Raw genomic sequence first — 17,595 nt, forward strand, 5'->3', positions numbered from 1 at the left:
CGTATCGGCCGTCCATCCGCGGCAGCCTTCTTGCGCACGTCTGCAAGCCGCGCTGCCAAGGCCACCAGATCACCGCCACCAATCGTGTACCGGCTCAGCTTCTGTGAGCCCGGCAGCAACACGCCGAGCTTCCATTTCGCTTTGCTCAGTTCAAAAGCCAGGTAAACCGTGGCATGCTCCGCCGTGGCGGGTGCGTCAATGCGATCGAGCTTGATCATCTTGGTCCTCCGAGGCTGGGTGGTTTGCAATCCAATCCTAACCTCTCTTGACCACCCGCCGCCCCATAGGATCTGAGGAGCGCGCCCTCGCGCGCGTCTCGAAGGACGAGGCGTTCACACCGCCCCCCCTTACCGGTTGACCGCGCCCCGCCGCTCCGCGATCAATCTCAGCCACGCCGCAGCATGAAACGCGCTCATCAAGAGATACATCGGCACCATCCCGCCGAGCAGAGAGCCCTGCCCGGCGCCGCACAGCATGTCCGCCGGGCCACCGCCGATCATGGCCGTCAGCACGGCCATGATCGCGAAGGTCGGCGTCGCCGCCAGCGCCAGCCATCTGGCGAGGTGGCGCGCGGCCGCGACGCCGTCGGGGCTGGCGCCAGGGACCGCGCTGACCGGACCGGTCATTGCCGTTCTCCCGCCGCCTCCTCGCGGAAGGCTTTCTCGCCGGCGTCCGAGATCTCCACCCATCGCTGATCGGGCGCCGCACCTTCCGAGTAGCTGTCGTGCCAATTCCACCATTTGTAGGTCGGAGTCTGCGGATAGCCTTCCGGCGAGTCCTCCCACACCTCCTGGCGGCCGAGCGGGGTGATGTCGAGATAGTTCCAGGTGCCGCCCATCTGCTCGTCGCCGCGGCTCTTGACGAAATAGGTGCGGAAGATGCGGTCGCCGTCGCGGTAGAACACGTTGGTGCCGTGCCATTCGCCGACGCCGAAATCGGCGTCGAAACTGTCGGTGATGGTGACCCAGGGCATGGTCCAGCCCATTCGCTGCTTCAGCCTGATGATGTCGGCCTGGGGCGCGCGCGAGGCGAACACAAGCGTGGTGTCGCGGGCATTCAAATGCGAGACATGGGCGACCTGGTCGGCCACCATGGAGCAGCCGCGGCAGGCGTGATCGGGCCAGCCGAACACGCCGGGCTCGAAGAAGGCGCGATACACGATCAGCTGCCGCCGGCCCTGGAACAGGTCGTGCAGACTGAGCTTGCCGCCGGGCCCCTCGAACGCATAGGTTTTGTCGACCGCCATCCACGGCATGCGGCGCCGCTCGGCGGCCAGGGCGTCGCGGGCACGGGTATGCGCCTTCTCCTTCACGAGCAGCTGCAGACGGGCCGCCTCCCAGTCCTGCGGCGACACCACCGGCGGTGTCTGCATGGCGGTCTGTCCGTTGGTCCCTACTTTTTTAGTCGATGTCATGATCACTCTCCAAATGTCTTGCCGCGGCCGCCGTTACGCGCCCCGCCACGCCGGAACCGCCCGCCGCACATCGTCGGCCGTGCACGACTTCTGGCACCAAGCCGGCGCGCGGTGGGAGTAACAAGTGTGGCGGGATTGACATGGAGTCGCTGATCACTGCCGCTGCGCGCGCGCTCGAAGCCGGCGATCCGCTCGGCGCCCTGAACCGCGTCGCGCTGCGCAACGATGCGCCGTCGCTGGCGTTGCGCGGCATCGCGATGGCGCAGCTCGGCGATCTCGCCAAGGCCAAGTCGCTGCTGCGCACCGCCGCGCGCGCCTTCGGTCCGCGCGAGGCGGCGGCTCGCGCAAGGTGCCTGGTGGCCGAAGCCGAGATCGCGCTGGTCTCGCGCGATCTGAACTGGCCGGTGAAGACGCTCGCGGTGGCACGCGCGACGCTCGAAAACCACGGCGATCTCGTCAATGCCGCCCATGCGGGCCATATCGAGGCGCGCCGTCTGCTTCTGGTCGGGCGCCTCGACGAGGCCGAGCGCACGCTCGCCGACGTCCGTCCTGCGACGCTCCCGCCCGCGTCCCAGGTCGTCCGCGAGCTCGTGCTCGCCGGCATCGCCATCAGGCGGCTCAGAACGAAAGACGCGCGCACGGCGCTCAGCCGCGCAGCTCACGCGGCACGCCTTGCCAACATCCCGGCGCTCGTGGCCGAGGTCGACAGCGCCAACCTGATCCTCGACACGCCGGCAGCACGCCTGATCGCGCGCGGCAGCGAGCATCCGTTGTTGGTGGGAGAGGTCGAACGGCTGGCGACCTCGACGGCGCTCGTCGTGGACACCTTCCATCACCAGGTGCGCAGGCAAGGCGTCGCGGTGTCGCTCGGAACGCGCCCCGTGCTGTTCGCGCTCGCGCGTCTGCTGGCGCAGGCATGGCCTGCGGATGTCTCGCGCGAGACGCTGATCTCGGGCGCCTTCCAGGCCAGGCACGCCGACGAATCGCACCGCGCGCGCTTGCGCGTCGAGATCGGACGGCTCCGCACCAAGCTCGAGCCGCTGGCCGATATCAGTGCGACGAAGCAAGGCTTCGTGCTGGCGCCGCGGAAGACGCGCGACGTCCTCGTGCTGGCGCGGCCCATTGAGGAGAAGCATGCCGCCATCCTCGCCTTTCTTGCCGACGGCGAGCCATGGTCGAGCTCGGCGCTCGCACTTGCGCTTCGCATCAGTCCGCGCACCGTGCAGCGCGCGCTCGACGAGCTGGCGCGGTCGGGCAAGGTGCAGTCGTTCGGACACGGACGGGCGCGCCGCTGGATGACGCCGCCCGTTCCGGGTTTCCCGACAGGCTTGTTACTCCCCACGCCGCTCCTGAAGACGTAGGATGCGCGTTGAGCACAGGGATCGAGCACATGAAACGTTCTGCCGCAGAGATCGTCACGGAGTATGGGCCTTTTCCAGGCGTCGAGGCCGTGCATGGCGTCACTTATGACGGCAAGCATGTCTGGTTCGCATCCGGCGACAAGTTGAATGCGGTCGATCCGGCCGACGGCAAGATCGCGCGCTCCATCGACGTCGCCGCGCATGCGGGAACGGCGTTCGACGGAAGACACCTGTTCCAGATCGCCGAGGACCGCATTCAGAAGATCGATGCGGCCTCGGGCAAGGTGCTCAGCACCATTCCGGCCCCCGGCGGCGGCGGCGATTCCGGCCTTGCCTGGGCCGAGGGCTCGCTCTGGGTCGGACAATATCGCGAGCGCAAGATCCATCAGATCGATCCCGAAACGGGGAAGATCCTCCGCACCATCGAGAGCAAACGCTTCGTGACCGGCGTGACCTGGGTCGACGGCGAGCTCTGGCACGGCACCTGGGAAGGCGAGGACAGCGACATCAGGCGGGTCGATCCCGACACGGGCAAGGTGCTGGAGCAGCTCGACATGCCCGCAGGCACCATGGTGTCGGGGCTGGAGTCCGACGGTGGTGACCGCTTCTATTGCGGCGGCGGAGATCGCGGCAAAGTCAGAGCAGTCCGCCGTCCGCGGCACGGCTAGCCCCTGAGAAATGCGGCAACGGCGCGTTTCGCAATCGTTAACCTGTTCGCCCCAATTCCACCCAACGGGTGCGCTCTAGCGCCCTGCTCGCCCGCCCTGTAGAATCCCCGCCCGGGCGGCTTGGGGGATTGATGCGTCTGACGTGGAATCTGAAGACTATCCTGATCGGCGTCGCAGTGCTCGCGGCGTCGTTCTTCATCAGCCTGAAGGCGATGGACCTGCTGTCGCCGCGCGCGACGAATTCGGCGCCGCCTGTCGCGCAGCTGCCGCCGCTGCCGCCGGCCTCGAAGAGCTCCATCGTGATCGCGCCGGTCGCCATCGCGCTGCAGGCGATCCGCGAGCAGGCCGAGAAGGCCGCGCCGCGCAATTTCGCCGGGAAGGCCGACAACCCGATTTCGCAGATCCTTGAGAACGCCGATATCGGCTGGTCCGCCGTCCGCGGCCCGATGGCGGCAAACGGCGACAAGGACGTGCTGACGATCTCGACGCCGCTCACCGGCAAGCTCAACGTGACGGGCTCGCTGTCCTCGAAGGCCACGGGCGCGCTTGGCGATGCACTCGGCAGCGTGCTCGGCGGCGACGCCGCGAAGCGGATCGGCGCGGTCAACATCAAGAACCTGAACGCGAGCGCGGAGATCAAGGGCAACGTCGTCGTCACCTCGCGCCCGAAGCTTGCCGCCGCCTGGCATCTGGAGCCCAATCTCGGCGCCCAGGTCAATCTCGGCGACACCAACGTCAACGTCGCCGGCGCCAAGGTCAACGTGCCCGCGCAGGTGAAGCCGCTGATCGACAAGACCGTCGGCGAGCAGATCAACGCCGTCTCCGAGCGCATCCGCAACGATCCCAGCCTGCGCGAGAATGCCAAAGCGCAATGGATCAAGGCCTGCCGTTCGATCCCGCTGCAAGGATCCAGCGCCTCGGAGGCGCTGCCGCCGCTCTGGCTCGAGATGAAGCCGGTGCGCGCGATCGCGGCGCAGCCGCGCGTCGATGCGCAGGCCGTGACCTTGCTGCTCGGCCTCGAAGCCGAGACACGCGTGACCTCGACGCCGACCAAGCCCGACTGCCCGTTTCCCGACAAGATCTCGATCGTGCCGCCGACCGGGACAGGCGTGAACATCGGCGTGCCGATCGACGTGCCCTTCACCGAGATCAACAAGCTGATCACCGCACAGATGGTCGGCCGCACCTATCCCGAGGACGGCTCCGGCCCGGTCGACGTCACCGTCAAGAGCGCCAACGTCGTCCCCTCGGGCGACCGGCTGCTGATCGCGCTTCTGGTGCAGGCCAAGGAGAAGAAGAGCTGGTTCGGCCTCGGCGCCGAGGCGAATGTGCACATCTGGGGCCGGCCGGTGCTCGACCAGGCGCAGCAGACGCTGCGGCTCACCGACATCCAGCTCGCCGTGGAATCCGAGGCGGCGTTCGGCCTGTTGGGCGCCGCGGCGCGCGCGGTGGTGCCGCAGATGCAGCAGGCGTTGCTGCAGAAGGCAAATCTCGATCTGAAGCCGATCGCCGCCAACGCCCGCGAGAAGATCGCCGCCGCAATCGCCGACTACCAGAAGAGCGAGGACGGCCTCAAGGTCGAGGCCAGGATCGAGAGCCTCACTCTCGCCGACATCGCCTTCGATTCCAAGACCCTGCGCGTGGTCGCGGAAGCCGGCGGCTCGCTGAACGTATTCGTGACGAAGCTGTCGGGGATGTAGCGCGCCCTACTCACCGGACCCGCACACGTCCTCGTCGCTTGCGCCGCTGGCATTCTCGCCGCAGGATGCTAATCTCGCAAACGCATTGTAGGGGACATCGCGAGGACAACATGGAAGCCGGCACGGTCATGCCTGCGCCGGCGCTGGTGCGTTTTTCCGGCATTCAGAAGACCTATGATGGCGAGCATCTCGTGGTGAAGAACCTCGATCTCGACATCAGGAAGGGCGAGTTCATCACCCTGCTCGGTCCCTCGGGATCGGGCAAGACGACGACGCTGATGATGCTGGCCGGCTTCGAGGTGCCGACCCACGGCGAGATCTACCTTAGCGAGCGGCCGATCAAGAACGTGCCGCCGCACAGGCGCGACATCGGCATGGTGTTCCAGAACTACGCGCTGTTTCCGCACCTGACGATCGCGGAAAACATCGCCTTCCCGCTATCGGTTCGCAAGTCGAGCAAGGCGGAAACGCAAGAGCGCGTCAGCGCGGCGCTGCGCATGATCAAGATGGAAAGCCTGGCCCACCGGCGGCCCGGGCAGCTGTCCGGCGGTCAGCAGCAGCGGGTGGCGCTGGCTCGCGCACTGGTGTTCAATCCGCAGCTCGTGCTGATGGACGAGCCCCTCGGCGCGCTCGACAAACGGCTGCGCGAGCAGATGCAGCTGGAGATCAAGCAGCTGCACGAGACGATGGGCATCACGATCGTCTACGTCACCCACGACCAGAGCGAAGCGCTCACGATGTCGGACCGCATCGCCGTATTCAACGACGGCATCGTGCAACAGATCGACCGTCCCGACGCGCTGTATGAGCATCCCGTGAACAGCTTCGTCGCCCACTTCATCGGCGAGAACAACGTGCTCGCCGGCACCGTGGAAACCGTCGAACGGGATTATTGCCGCGTCGCGCTGGCCGGTGGCGGCACCGTCGCCGCGCGGGCGATCAACGTGTCAGGCGCGGGCGCATCGACCTCCCTGTCGGTGCGGCCGGAGCGGGTCGCAATCGTCCCGAATGGCAGTTCGGGCGAGGGACCGAACCGGCTGCCGGCGAGAGTCCAGAACACCATCTATCTCGGCGACCACGCGCTTGCCGTGCTGGATGTGGCCGACAACGCCGAGTTCATGGTGAAGCTTCAGCCCGGGGCGCATCACAGCCTAAAACCTGGCGAAAGCGTGTTCATCACCTTCCGCCCGGAGGACTGCCTCGCCCTCGATCCCGTCTGATCGAACGGCAGCCGAAACAATCAATGTCTACGCAACTCACATGAAGAAGGAACGAAGACCATGTTGAAGCGCAAGATTGCTCTGGGTTTCGCCGTGGCATTGGGCGCCAGTGCTGAGCTGGCCAATGTCGCAGAGGCGCGTGACCTCACCGTCGTCTCGTGGGGCGGTGCGTATCAGGAGGCCCAGAAGAAGGTCTATTTCGAACCCTTCAAGAAAGCGTCCGGCATCGCGATGAACGACGAATCCTGGGACGGCGGCGTCGGCGTGCTGCGCGCCAAGGTGCAAGGAGGCGCCGCCACCTGGGACGTCGTCCAGGTCGAGAGCGATGAACTCGCGGTCGGCTGCGAAGAGGGCCTGTTCGAGAAGCTCGACTATTCCAAGATCGGCGGCGAGGCCGCCTATATCCCGCCGGCGGTCAATCCTTGCGGCGTCGGCGCCATCCTCTACGATTTCGTCCTCGGCTACGACAAGGACAAGCTGAAGGAGGCTCCGAAAGGCTGGGCCGACTTCTTCGACACCAAGAAGATTCCGGGCAAGCGCGCCCTGCGTCAGGGTCCGAAGACCACGCTGGAGATCGCCCTCATGGCCGACGGCGTCGCGCCAAAGGACGTCTACAAGGTGCTGGCGACCGACGAAGGCATCGAGCGCGCCTTCAAGAAGCTCGACACCATCAAGGGCGACCTCGTCTGGTGGAAGGCCGGCGCGCAGCCGCCGCAATTGCTCGCCTCCGGCGAGGTGGCGATGACCTCGGTCTACAATGGCCGCATCGACACCGCGAACAAGAACGAGAAGAAGAACTTCGGCATGGTGTGGGACGGCGCGCTGTTCACGCTCGACAGCTGGGTCATCCTGAAGGGGAGCCCGAACAAGGACGCGGCCTACAAGTACCTGGATTTCGTCGGCAAGGCGGAGAACCAGTCCAAGCTGTCGGAGAACATTGCTTACGGCACCTCGAACAAGGACGCCGCCGGCCGGCTCGCGCCCGCCGTCCTGAAGGACCTGCCGACCGCGCCTGACAACATCAAGAACGCGGTCGAGATCAACGTGGCCTTCTGGCTCGAGAACATCGATCGCCTGACCGAGCGCTTCAACAAATGGGCCGCGAAATAGCGATCAATGACGAACGCGCTCCTGACTGGCGCCAATGCGTCGACCGAGGTGCCGCTCAAACGCCGATTGAGGCGTGCTGAGCGGACACGCCAGGCCAAGGCATTGGCGCTGGTCCTGCCGCTTCTGTTGTTTCTGCTCTTCACCTTCGCAGGTCCCATCGCCGGCATGCTGTGGCGCTCGGTCGAGGATTGGGAGGTGCGCCAGGTCCTGCCGCAAACGGTCGCGGCGCTCGCCAGCTGGGACGGCAAGGACCTGCCGGATGAAAAGGCCTATGCGGCGCTGGCAAGCGACATCCTGGCGGCGCGCGCCGCCGGCACCATCGCGATCGCGGCCAAACGGCTCAACTACGCGCTCAACGGCTTCCGCACGATCCTGACCAGCACGGCACGCAATCTGAAGGCGGTGCCGGAGCCTGGTACGGCCAAGGAGACGCTGGGCAAGATCAACCCGGCCTGGCGCGAACGCGCCACCTGGACCACGATCAAGGACGCCGGCGGCCCGATCACCGGCTTCTACCTGCTCGCCGCGCTGGACCTGACGCGAAACGCGGACGGCGCGATCGTCGCCGCACCACCGGATCAGGCCATCTACCGCGACATTTTCCTCCGCACCTTTCTCATCAGCCTCGGTGTCACGGTCCTCTGCCTGATCCTCGGCTTTCCGGTCGCCTACCTCCTGGCGACGTTGCCGCCGGGTAAGTCGAACCTCTTGATGATCTTCGTGCTGCTGCCGTTCTGGACGTCGCTGCTGGTTCGCACCTGCGCCTGGATCGTCCTGTTGCAGAGCAAGGGCGTCGTCAACGACAGCCTGCTCTGGCTCGGCTTCATCGACGCACCCTTGCGCCTGATCTACAACCGCTTCGGTGTCTGCGTCGCCATGACCCACGTTCTGCTGCCGTTCATGATCCTGCCGCTGTACAGCAGCATGAAGGCGATCTCGCCCGCCTACATGCGTGCTGCCGCCTCGCTCGGCGCGCCGCCCCTCACTGCTTTCTTACGGATCTATCTGCCGCAGACCCTGCCCGGCATCGGCGCGGGAAGCCTGCTCGTCTTCATCCTGGCGCTCGGCTACTACATCACGCCGGCCCTCGTCGGCGGCGCCGCCGACCAGATGATCAGCTACTTCATCGCGCTCTACACGACCGAGACGGCCAATTGGGGCCTTGCTTCGGCGCTGGGTGCGGTGCTGCTGCTGGCGACCGTTCTGCTCGCCCTCGTCTACGGCAAGCTGGTGCAGGGCCAGCAGGTCACGGGAGGGATGAAGAATTGAGCGACAATTCCTCCTTGCGCACGCCGAGCCAACGCATCGCGTGGGCCGCAACCGTTGTCGTCTCCACCCTGGTGTTCATTTTCCTGATGGCGCCGATCCTTGCGATCATGCCGCTGTCGTTCAGTTCCGGCTCGTACCTCACCTATCCGCTGCCGGGCTTTTCCTTGCGCTGGTATGACGACTTCATCAGTTCGCCGCGCTGGATGAACTCGCTCAAGAACAGCATGATCATCGGCATCGCCTCGACGCTGCTGTCCATGGTGCTCGGCACGACGGCCGCACTGGGGCTGGCGCAATGGAAGAGCCGGTTCAAACCGCTCGTGCTGGCCTTCGTGCTGTCGCCGGTGGTGGTGCCCGGGGTGATCACCGCGGTCGGCCTGTACTTCTTCTTCGCGCCGATTGGCCTCACCGGCAGCTATCTCGGCCTGATCCTGGCCCACACCGCGCTGGCGACACCCTTCGTGGTGATCACGGTCGGTGCAACGCTGCAGAGCTTCGACACCAATCTGGCCCGCGCCGCCGCCTCACTCGGCGCCTCGCCGCTTCAGGCGTTCCGCCGCGTGATCCTGCCGTTGATCCTGCCCGGTCTGGCGTCAGGCGCGCTCTTCGCCTTCGCGACCAGCTTCGACGAGGTGGTGATCGTGCTGTTCATGGCAGGTCCCGAGCAGCGCACCCTGCCGCGCGAGATGTTCAGCGGCATCCGCGAGAACATCAGCCCGACCATCACGGCCGCGGCCGTGATCTTGACGACGATCTCGGTCATCCTCCTCGCCACCCTGGAAGCCCTGCGCCGGCGCAACGAGCGGCTCAAGGGCAGCGGGGGTTGAGGACGCGGGAGGGCGAAGACACGACAGCGCGCCCGGTGAAAACCAGGCGCGCTTCGTTCAGCCAGTTACGCGAGCCGCATTACTCCGAGTACTTGAACTCGGGCATGTTCTTCAGCTCGTCCTTGCTCGCGTTGAACACGGCGTGATCCGGGTACCATTTCGACGCGGTCGACGTCGCGGTCGCCGCAGGCCTGTCGGTGCCGGTCGCTGCGCCCGTCGTCGTGGTCGTGGCCGGCCGACCGGGCGGGTTGGTGGCCGCCGTGCCGCTATAGGCGACGGGCTCGTTGACGAACTTCAGCTTCTCGTAGGGCACTGCAACCAGATGTTCGCCCATGCCGAGGAAGCCGCCGACGCCGATCACGGCGATCTTGACGTTACCGCTCTTGTCCATCAAGAGGTCGTTGATCGAGCCGATGTTCTCGTTGGCCTCGTTATAGACCTTCACGCCCGACATTTTCGAGATGCGCCACTGATCGTGCGCGGTCGTGGTCGTTGCGGTGGCCGCAGGGGCCGCCTTGTCGGTGGTGGCGGTCGGCGCTTGCGCGAACGCGACGGTCGCGAGCAGGGCGGTACCGGCAAGGCCGGTGACGATCGATTTCATCAACATGGTTGTCCTCTCCTTCACAGAAAACTCATGCGGGGAGAACCGCCTTGACGAAGCGCAGTTCCGTGCGCGCCGCAATTTCGTTGCGCCATGCGCGAACTGTTCCTGCGTCACTCAGGAACATTTTGCGGTGCACGGTTCGTGTGAGCGCCCCTTACGCCGCGAGCGGCGGGTGCTTGATGGCCTCGTGCGGGAAGATCGCCACCGCCTCGAAACGGTAATTGCAGGCGTGGCAGGTCCAGAGATAGGAGACGCGCCCCTCGCCCGGCTCGATCCAGTCAGGGAAGGGAATCGGTGTGCCACATTGTGCACAAGGGTTCTGCCTGGGAATGTCGTCGATGTCTACAGGGGTCATGGACGTCCTCCCGAGTGCTGGCTTTGAGTTAGCGATTGTTGGGCGAATGCGCGAAATGGACAGGCCGCCGTCGCGTAACGCGCGCCACCAACTCCGAGCTTAACCCAGGTTTAAGTCGTAAAAGCGACGAGCCGGCGAAATCGCCGCTGGTGACATTTCGCCACATCATCGCCGTGTTCCCACGGCCTAACGCGCTGGGGTGCGGGTCCGTTCTGCCGAGGAATATTTCGATGAAAATCTTACGCATTGTCGCGCTGCTCGCGGCCGGATTGGCGTTGCCGCAAGCCGCGATTGCCGGCGAAGCCGAATACGCCGGGATGGTTGCCGCCCATGCCCGCGCCAATGGCGTGCCGGAGGCGCTGGTGCATCGCGTCATCATGCGCGAAAGCCGCTATCAGCCGCACCTCGTCGGCCGCGGCGGCACCATCGGGCTGATGCAGATCAAGCTCGCGACCGCGCGCGGGGTCGGCTACACCGGCGATGCTGCGGGCCTGCGCGATCCCAACACCAACCTCACCTACGCCGTGAAGTACCTCGCCGGCGCCTACCGCGCCGCCAATGGCGATCACGCGCGAGCCGTGCGTTATTTCGCGGGCGGCTATTACTACGCTGCAAAGCGCCAGCGGCAGGAGGCCGCCCAGGTCGCCCATGCAGGCGAGACCATGGGTCAGCCCTGGCTCGAGCCGAACGGCAACCCGCAGCCGATGTTCGCCGCGCCGGCGCACAGGAAGCTCGCCCAGCGCGTCCGCAACGCGCGGGCGCAGGCGCTGAAGTAGCTCTCGTGTCCCGGACAAGACGCAACGCGCGAGCGTTGCGTCGTAGAGCCGGGACCCAGTATCTCCGCAACGATGGGCCCCGGCTCTGCGACGCATCACGCCGCCAAGAGGCGGCGCGCTGCATCGCGTCCGGGGCAACGGTGGGTTCCGGGCCAACACGCGTTGACCACCCTACCCCACTGGCATACATTACCACTGTTCCGAGGGGTGCTCCGAGGAGGAGCTGAGATACCGCTAAATGGGCAATACCGCCCAGGACCGCGGTGACCCTTTGAACCTGATCCGGGTCATGCCGGCGAAGGGACAGGGATGTTGCAGACCATCAACCGACCGGATTCTCCGGTATCCATCATCGGCGCAGGCATCGCAGGCGCCTGGCAGGCGCTGCTGTTCGCACAGGCCGGTCACGCCGTCACCTTGCACGAGCGCGGTGACGAGGCGATGACGGATGCCACCAGCCATTGGGCCGGCGGCATGCTCGCGCCCTATTGCGAGGCCGAAATCGCCGAACCCATCATCAGCCGCCTGGGCCTGCGCTCGCTCGATCTCTGGCGGCGCGAGCTGCCGGATACGCCGTTCAACGGCTCGCTGGTCGTGGCCCACCCGCGCGAGCGCAACGATTTCGAGCGCTTCGCGCGCATGACCGAGGATCACCGCCGGCTCGATGCCGCCGGCCTTGGCGCACTCGAGCCGTCGCTGGAGGGCCGCTTCCGCGACGCGCTGTTCTTCCCGGCCGAGGGCCATGTCGAGCCGCGCCGCGTCCTGCCGAAACTGCACGAGCGCATCCGCGCCGCCGGCGGCACCATCAAGTTCTGCAGCGACGTCACCCCGAGCGAGCTGGACGGCATCGTGATCGACTGCCGCGGCATCAGTGCCCGCGACGAGCACCCTCAGCTTCGCGGCGTCAAGGGCGAGATGATCCTGATCGAGACCGACGAGGTGCAGCTGGCGCGTCCGGTGCGGCTGATCCATCCGCGCTGGCCGCTCTACGTGATCCCGCGCGAGCATGGCCTCTTCATGCTCGGCGCGACCTCGATCGAGACCGAAGACACCGGCGTCAGCGTGCGCTCAGCGCTGGAGCTCCTGGGCGCCGCCTACACCGTGCACCCCGCATTCGGCGAGGCGCGCATCCTCGAGTTCGGCTCGGGGCTTCGGCCTGCCTTTCCCGACAATTTGCCGCGCATCGGCATTCGCGGCGGCAGGATCAGCGTCAACGGCCTCTACCGTCACGGCTTCCTGATCGCCCCTGCGCTCGCCGAGCTGACGCTCGCGTATGTCGAGCGCGGCCAGATCGACAACGAGGTGATGCAATGCGCGTGATCGTGAACGGCGAGCAGCGCGAGGTGGCTTCAGCCAGCGTCGACGCGCTGCTCGCCGAGCTCGACTACGAAGGCAGCCATTTCGCCATCGCGCTCAATTACGACGTCGTGCCGAAAAGCCGCTGGGCCGAGACGAGTCTGAAGGCCGGCGACGAGATCGAAATCATCACGCCGCGGCAGGGAGGGTGAGGATGGCGCGCACGCTTGCCGACGACGGCTCTTTTTGGCTCGTCATTCCGGGGCACGCGAAGCGTGAACCCGGAATCTCGCGCCATAACTTCGAGATTCCGGATCGGACCGCGTACCGCGGCCCGTCCGGAATGACGGGGACTTCATCATGGTGACCTTCTACAACAAAACCTTCCCCTCCCGCCTTTTGATCGGCAGCGCGCTCTATCCTTCGCCCGCGATCATGCAGGACGCGATCCGCGCCTCCGGTGCCAACATCGTCACGGTGTCGCTGCGGCGCGAATCCGCCGGCGGCAAGACCGGCGATGCGTTCTGGAAGCTGATCCGCGAGCTCGACGTCACCGTGCTGCCGAACACCGCCGGCTGCCGCACCGTGCGCGAGGCGGTGACGACCGCAAAGCTCGCGCGCGAATTGTTCGGGACGTCCTGGATCAAGCTCGAGGTGATCGCCGACAACGACACGCTGCAGCCCGACGTCGTTGGTCTCGTCGAAGCCGCCGGCATCCTGATCAAGGACGGTTTTGAAGTGTTCCCCTATTGCACCGAGGATCTCTCGGTCGCCAATCGCCTCGTCGACGCGGGCTGCAAGGTGGTGATGCCGTGGGCAGCTCCCATCGGCAGCGCCAAGGGCATCACCAACCGCGACGCGCTGAAGCTGTTGCGCGAGCGGCTGCCCGACATCACGCTGGTGGTCGACGCCGGCTTGGGCGCTCCGAGCCACGCCGCGCAGGCGCTGGAGCTCGGCTATGACGCCGTGCTGCTCAACACCGCCATCGCCAAGGCCGCCGATCCCGTCGCGATGGCGAACGCCTTTCGCCTCGGCTGTGAGGCCGGCCGCACCGCTTACGAGGCCGGGCTGATGAACGCCCGCGACTTCGCCTCGCCCTCCACCCCTGTCGTTGGGACCCCGTTCTGGCATGCCGTATCCTGATCGCTTCTATCCCGTCGTCGACAGCTTGGCCTGGGTCGAACGCCTAACCAAGCTCGGCGTCGGCACCGTCCAGCTGCGCGCCAAGGAGCTCGACGACTCGCAGGCCCTGCAGATCGTCACCGACGCGCTGGCGATCACTGAAGGCACGCAGGCCAAGCTGGTGGTGAACGATTATTGGCGCGCGGCGATCGTCGCCGGTGCGAAATACCTGCATCTCGGCCAGGAGGATCTCGCCGAGGCTGACCTCAAGGCGATCCGCGAGGCCGGCCTCAAGCTCGGTATCTCCACCCATGACGATGCCGAATTGGAGACGGCGCTGGCGGCAAAACCCGATTACGTCGCGCTCGGCCCGATCTTCTTCACGACGCTGAAATCAATGCGCTTCGAGCCACAGGGCATTCCCAAGATCACCGAATGGAAGCAGCGCATCGGTACCATCCCGCTGGTCGCCATCGGCGGCATCAAGTTCGAGCACGCCGCGGAGATCTTTGCCGCAGGCGCGGATTCGATTGCGGTCGTCAGCGACGTCACTCAGAACGCCGATCCCGACGCCCGCGTGCGGCAATGGCTCGGCCAGTCGAAGGAGGCGGCATGACCGAAATTCTCTCCGCTCGTCATTGCGAGCGAAGCGAAGCAATCCAGAATCCCTCCGCGGAGACAGTCTGGATTGCTTCGTCGCAAGAGCTCCTCGCAATGATGGAGCAAGAATTCACCGCCGTCGCTCAAACGCACGCACACCAGAATTAACCGGAGGATCCCATGAACATCCGCTCCAACCCCGACAAAACCGTCCCCGCCGTCACCACCGGCCCGCTTCCCTCCTCGCGCAAGATCTTCGCGACCCCCGATGCCGCGCCGGACATCCGCGTGCCCTTGCGCGAGATCATCCTGTCCGAAGGCGCAGGCGAGCCGAACCTGCCGGTCTACGACACCTCTGGCCCCTACACCGACCCCACCGTCACCATCGACGTCAACGCCGGCCTGCCCCGCAACCGCAAGCAATGGGTGCTGGAGCGCGGCGGCGTCGAGGAATATGAGGGCCGGCAGATCAAGCCGGAGGACAATGGCAGCGTCTCCACCGACAAGGCCGCGCGCGCCTTCTCGGCCTATCACAAGCCGTTGCGCGGCCTCGACGGCCACAAGGTGACCCAGCTCGAATTCGCCCGCGCCGGCATCATCACCAAGGAGATGATCTTTGTGGCCGAACGCGAGAACCTCGGCCGCAAGGCCCAGCTCGAGCGCGCCGAAGCCGCGCTCGCCGACGGCGAGAGTTTTGGCGCCTCGGTGCCCGCCTTCATCACGCCGGAGTTCGTGCGCTCAGAGATCGCGCGCGGCCGCGCCATCATCCCCTCCAACATCAACCATAGCGAGCTCGAGCCGATGATCATCGGCCGCAACTTCCTGACCAAGATCAACGCCAATATCGGCAACTCGGCGGTGACCTCGTCGGTCGAGGAGGAGGTCGAGAAGATGGTGTGGGCGATCCGCTGGGGCGCCGACACCGTGATGGACCTCTCGACGGGTCGCAACATCCACACCACCCGTGAGTGGATCCTGCGCAACTCGCCGGTGCCGATCGGCACGGTGCCGATCTACCAGGCGCTGGAGAAGTGCAACGGCGATCCGGTCAAGCTCACCTGGGAGCTCTACAAGGACACCTTGATCGAGCAGTGCGAGCAGGGCGTCGACTATTTCACGATCCACGCCGGCGTGCGCCTGCAATACATCCACCTCACCGCCAACCGCGTCACCGGCATCGTCTCCCGCGGCGGCTCGATCATGGCGAAGTGGTGCCTGGCGCATCACAAGGAGAGCTTCCTCTATACGCATTTTGACGAGATCTGCGACCTCATGCGCAAGTATGACGTCTCGTTCTCGCTCGGCGACGGCCTGCGTCCGGGCTCGATCGCGGATGCCAACGACCGCGCCCAGTTCGCGGAGCTGGAGACGCTCGGCGAACTGACCAAGATCGCGTGGGACAAGGGCTGCCAGGTCATGATCGAGGGCCCCGGCCACGTGCCGATGCACAAGATCAAGATCAACATGGACAAGCAGCTGAAAGAGTGCGGCGAGGCGCCGTTCTACACGCTCGGACCGCTGACCACCGACATCGCGCCGGGCTACGACCACATCACCTCGGGGATCGGCGCCGCCATGATCGGCTGGTTCGGCTGCGCCATGCTCTGCTACGTCACGCCGAAGGAGCATCTTGGGCTACCCGATCGCAACGACGTCAAGACCGGCGTCATCACCTACAAGATCGCCGCCCATGCCGCCGACCTCGCCAAGGGCCACCCGGCCGCGCAACTGCGCGACGACGCCCTCTCCCGCGCGCGATTTGAATTCCGCTGGACCGACCAATTCAACCTCGGCCTCGATCCTGATACCGCGAAGAACTTCCACGACGAGACCCTGCCGAAGGAAGCCCACAAGGTCGCCCATTTCTGCTCGATGTGCGGCCCGAAATTCTGCTCGATGAAGATCACGCAAGACGTGCGGGATTACGCGGCGACGCTGAACGATCCGAACTCGGTGGGGATGTCGATGAGCGGGACGGCCGAGGACGGCATGGCGAGGATGAGCGCGAAGTTCAGGGAAATGGGGAGCAGCGTTTATCTGGATGCGGAGAAGGTGAAGGAGAGTAATCGGGTGTTGTAAGACTGTAGCACGCACCCACCAAACGACAGGCCGGGCGCTCAAGCGCCCGGTCTTTTTTTGTTTGCGGCAATCGGCAGTAGTTTGATGAGCGAGCGCGAAATCGTCATTCGCTTGCTTCTTTTGCATGGTGGTTGCACTTCACTAACCAACCTATGAAGCCTCCGCACCTTTTGGTTGCCCGTTCATTTGATGTCGATATAGGGTAGAAAACAAGACATCTAAGGCGAGCGGTATCGCACCTTTGAAGTACAGATTGCACCATCTGATATTTTCCTTCCTGCTCGCTGGGACGTCGGGCGCGCTGGCGCAGGAGCAGCCTCGCGAGGTTGCCCGGCCGATCGCACCTGCGGAAGTCGTGCTCTACATCCAGTCAGACTTGAAACGCACGGACTTCGTCCAACCGCTGGTTTGTGCGCTTCGGCGCGTGCTCACCGCCCCCATCTCTGTGCAAGCTCTAGACCTTCCGCTCGGATCCGAATTGCTCGCAACGCCCACCCAATTCGAGGCCACCAAGGTGGCGGACCGGTTCATCCAGCGAACAGCGGACGAGGGAAATGCGCCTTCGTTCAAGTATCTTCTTGTTCCGTTCGATCTGAAGGTCGAGGCCTGGAATTGGCGCTATGCGTTTTCCGCGAGCTTTGGCGACGAAACGACGTCCTACCACGTCGGCGTCGTCTCCACCGCGCGGATCGTCGCTGGCAATTGGTGGCTACAATCGCCGTGGGATCACGAGATCACGGCGGCCCGCGCTTACAAGCTGATTCTCAAATCAATCGCGTACCGCACAGGCCATCGCGGCACGGGTGCCTGCATTCTCTCAACTCCACTTAGCCTCGAGGAGTTGGATCGAAAATCATCCGAGTTTTGTCCGGATGACCGTGCCGCGTTTGTTGCGGCTGGCGTCCTCAAGGAAAAAGAACAGCAGAGCGACCCTGGCTGCATGAACGTTAAACGGCGATCGCTCCCGGCACTGGTCGTGACAGCACGTAGGGCGCTGGACGATTGGTGGGGCACGCTTCGCTAACCACCTAAGCAACCCCTAACTCATCGTGATCGCCAGTAAGCGTAGCCTGAATGAGCGTAGCGACATCGGGGATTGACAGCTGAGCCGCATGTCACTGACGCTCATGCGGGCTGCAACTCTGCGGATAGATGATTTGCCCACCTCCACCCTCCACCGCCTCCCCGACCTCC

General features: G+C 65.2%; 18 protein-coding genes, 1 pseudogene and 1 riboswitch. Of the genes and pseudogenes, 14 read left to right on the plus strand and 5 right to left on the minus strand.

Annotation, left to right across the window (positions count from 1 at the left end; translation table 11 throughout):
- The 3 genes and pseudogenes from HZZ13_RS35890 to HZZ13_RS35900 all read right to left on the minus strand — a co-directional run.
- A pseudogene (locus HZZ13_RS35890) lies at window positions 1-218 on the minus strand (hypothetical protein); the annotation flags it as partial.
- Between the two features lie 129 nt (window positions 219-347).
- Window positions 348-626: a hypothetical protein gene (locus tag HZZ13_RS35895; protein WP_197964143.1), complete on the minus strand. Its 279-nt coding sequence runs from the start codon at window positions 624-626 to the stop codon at window positions 348-350.
- Window positions 623-1,417 carry a DUF899 domain-containing protein gene (locus HZZ13_RS35900; RefSeq protein WP_197964160.1) on the minus strand — a complete coding sequence of 265 codons (795 nt, stop codon included), beginning with the start codon at window positions 1,415-1,417 and terminating at the stop codon, window positions 623-625. Before HZZ13_RS35900 ends, HZZ13_RS35895 begins: the two co-directional genes overlap by 4 nt.
- Before the next feature lie 137 nt (window positions 1,418-1,554).
- Between HZZ13_RS35900 and HZZ13_RS35905 the strand changes: the two genes are divergently transcribed.
- From HZZ13_RS35905 to HZZ13_RS35935, 7 genes are all read left to right on the plus strand, one after another.
- Window positions 1,555-2,775 carry a helix-turn-helix domain-containing protein gene (locus tag HZZ13_RS35905; protein ID WP_197964144.1) on the plus strand — a complete coding sequence of 407 codons (1,221 nt, stop codon included), beginning with the start codon at window positions 1,555-1,557 and terminating at the stop codon, window positions 2,773-2,775.
- 29 nt (window positions 2,776-2,804) lie between these two features.
- The gene (locus tag HZZ13_RS35910) at window positions 2,805-3,443 is read left to right on the plus strand and encodes a Vgb family protein (RefSeq protein ID WP_197964145.1); all 639 of its coding nucleotides are present in this window, start codon (window positions 2,805-2,807) and stop codon (window positions 3,441-3,443) included.
- Between the two features lie 131 nt (window positions 3,444-3,574).
- The gene (locus tag HZZ13_RS35915) at window positions 3,575-5,143 is read left to right on the plus strand and encodes a DUF4403 family protein (protein WP_197964146.1); all 1,569 of its coding nucleotides are present in this window, start codon (window positions 3,575-3,577) and stop codon (window positions 5,141-5,143) included.
- Between the two features lie 110 nt (window positions 5,144-5,253).
- Window positions 5,254-6,363, plus strand: a complete 1,110-nt coding sequence (locus tag HZZ13_RS35920) for an ABC transporter ATP-binding protein (RefSeq protein ID WP_197964147.1) — start codon at window positions 5,254-5,256, stop codon at window positions 6,361-6,363.
- Between the two features lie 60 nt (window positions 6,364-6,423).
- Window positions 6,424-7,473 carry an ABC transporter substrate-binding protein gene (locus tag HZZ13_RS35925; protein ID WP_197964148.1) on the plus strand — a complete coding sequence of 350 codons (1,050 nt, stop codon included), beginning with the start codon at window positions 6,424-6,426 and terminating at the stop codon, window positions 7,471-7,473.
- Between the two features lie 6 nt (window positions 7,474-7,479).
- A complete protein-coding gene (locus tag HZZ13_RS35930; protein WP_197964149.1) occupies window positions 7,480-8,742 on the plus strand; it encodes an ABC transporter permease in 1,263 nt (420 codons plus the stop codon).
- Window positions 8,739-9,569: an ABC transporter permease gene (locus HZZ13_RS35935; protein WP_197964150.1), complete on the plus strand. Its 831-nt coding sequence runs from the start codon at window positions 8,739-8,741 to the stop codon at window positions 9,567-9,569. Before HZZ13_RS35930 ends, HZZ13_RS35935 begins: the two co-directional genes overlap by 4 nt.
- A gap of 79 nt (window positions 9,570-9,648) precedes the next feature.
- On the opposite strand, the gene HZZ13_RS35940 is transcribed toward HZZ13_RS35935, so the two are convergent.
- Window positions 9,649-10,176 (minus strand): PRC-barrel domain-containing protein, encoded by a 528-nt coding sequence (locus HZZ13_RS35940; protein WP_197964151.1) that lies wholly within the window; start codon window positions 10,174-10,176, stop codon window positions 9,649-9,651.
- Window positions 10,177-10,327: 151 nt separating this feature from the next.
- A complete protein-coding gene (locus HZZ13_RS35945) occupies window positions 10,328-10,528 on the minus strand; it encodes a hypothetical protein (protein WP_197964152.1) in 201 nt (66 codons plus the stop codon).
- A 230-nt stretch (window positions 10,529-10,758) separates the two neighbouring features.
- On the opposite strand from HZZ13_RS35945, the gene HZZ13_RS35950 reads away from it, so the two are divergent.
- From HZZ13_RS35950 to HZZ13_RS35980, 7 genes are all read left to right on the plus strand, one after another.
- A complete protein-coding gene (locus HZZ13_RS35950; RefSeq protein ID WP_197964153.1) occupies window positions 10,759-11,304 on the plus strand; it encodes a lytic transglycosylase domain-containing protein in 546 nt (181 codons plus the stop codon).
- Window positions 11,305-11,497: 193 nt separating this feature from the next.
- Window positions 11,498-11,626, plus strand: a riboswitch (TPP riboswitch).
- Window positions 11,614-12,624 (plus strand): FAD-dependent oxidoreductase, encoded by a 1,011-nt coding sequence (locus tag HZZ13_RS35955; protein ID WP_197964154.1) that lies wholly within the window; start codon window positions 11,614-11,616, stop codon window positions 12,622-12,624. Its footprint overlaps the riboswitch before it by 13 nt.
- Entirely contained in the window at window positions 12,615-12,812 is a 198-nt protein-coding gene (thiS, locus tag HZZ13_RS35960) for a sulfur carrier protein ThiS (protein WP_197964155.1), read from the plus strand. Before HZZ13_RS35955 ends, thiS begins: the two co-directional genes overlap by 10 nt.
- Window positions 12,813-12,960: 148 nt before the next feature.
- Window positions 12,961-13,743 (plus strand): thiazole synthase, encoded by a 783-nt coding sequence (locus tag HZZ13_RS35965; protein WP_197964156.1) that lies wholly within the window; start codon window positions 12,961-12,963, stop codon window positions 13,741-13,743.
- Window positions 13,730-14,338, plus strand: a complete 609-nt coding sequence (locus tag HZZ13_RS35970; RefSeq protein WP_197964157.1) for a thiamine phosphate synthase — start codon at window positions 13,730-13,732, stop codon at window positions 14,336-14,338. Before HZZ13_RS35965 ends, HZZ13_RS35970 begins: the two co-directional genes overlap by 14 nt.
- Before the next feature lie 164 nt (window positions 14,339-14,502).
- Window positions 14,503-16,401, plus strand: a complete 1,899-nt coding sequence (thiC, locus tag HZZ13_RS35975; RefSeq protein ID WP_197964158.1) for a phosphomethylpyrimidine synthase ThiC — start codon at window positions 14,503-14,505, stop codon at window positions 16,399-16,401.
- Window positions 16,402-16,654: 253 nt separating this feature from the next.
- Window positions 16,655-17,425: a zinc metalloprotease gene (locus tag HZZ13_RS35980; RefSeq protein ID WP_197964159.1), complete on the plus strand. Its 771-nt coding sequence runs from the start codon at window positions 16,655-16,657 to the stop codon at window positions 17,423-17,425.
- The last annotated feature ends 170 nt before the right edge of the window (window positions 17,426-17,595 follow it).

Source organism: Bradyrhizobium agreste (assembly GCF_016031625.1).
GTDB lineage: Bacteria > Pseudomonadota > Alphaproteobacteria > Rhizobiales > Xanthobacteraceae > Bradyrhizobium > Bradyrhizobium agreste.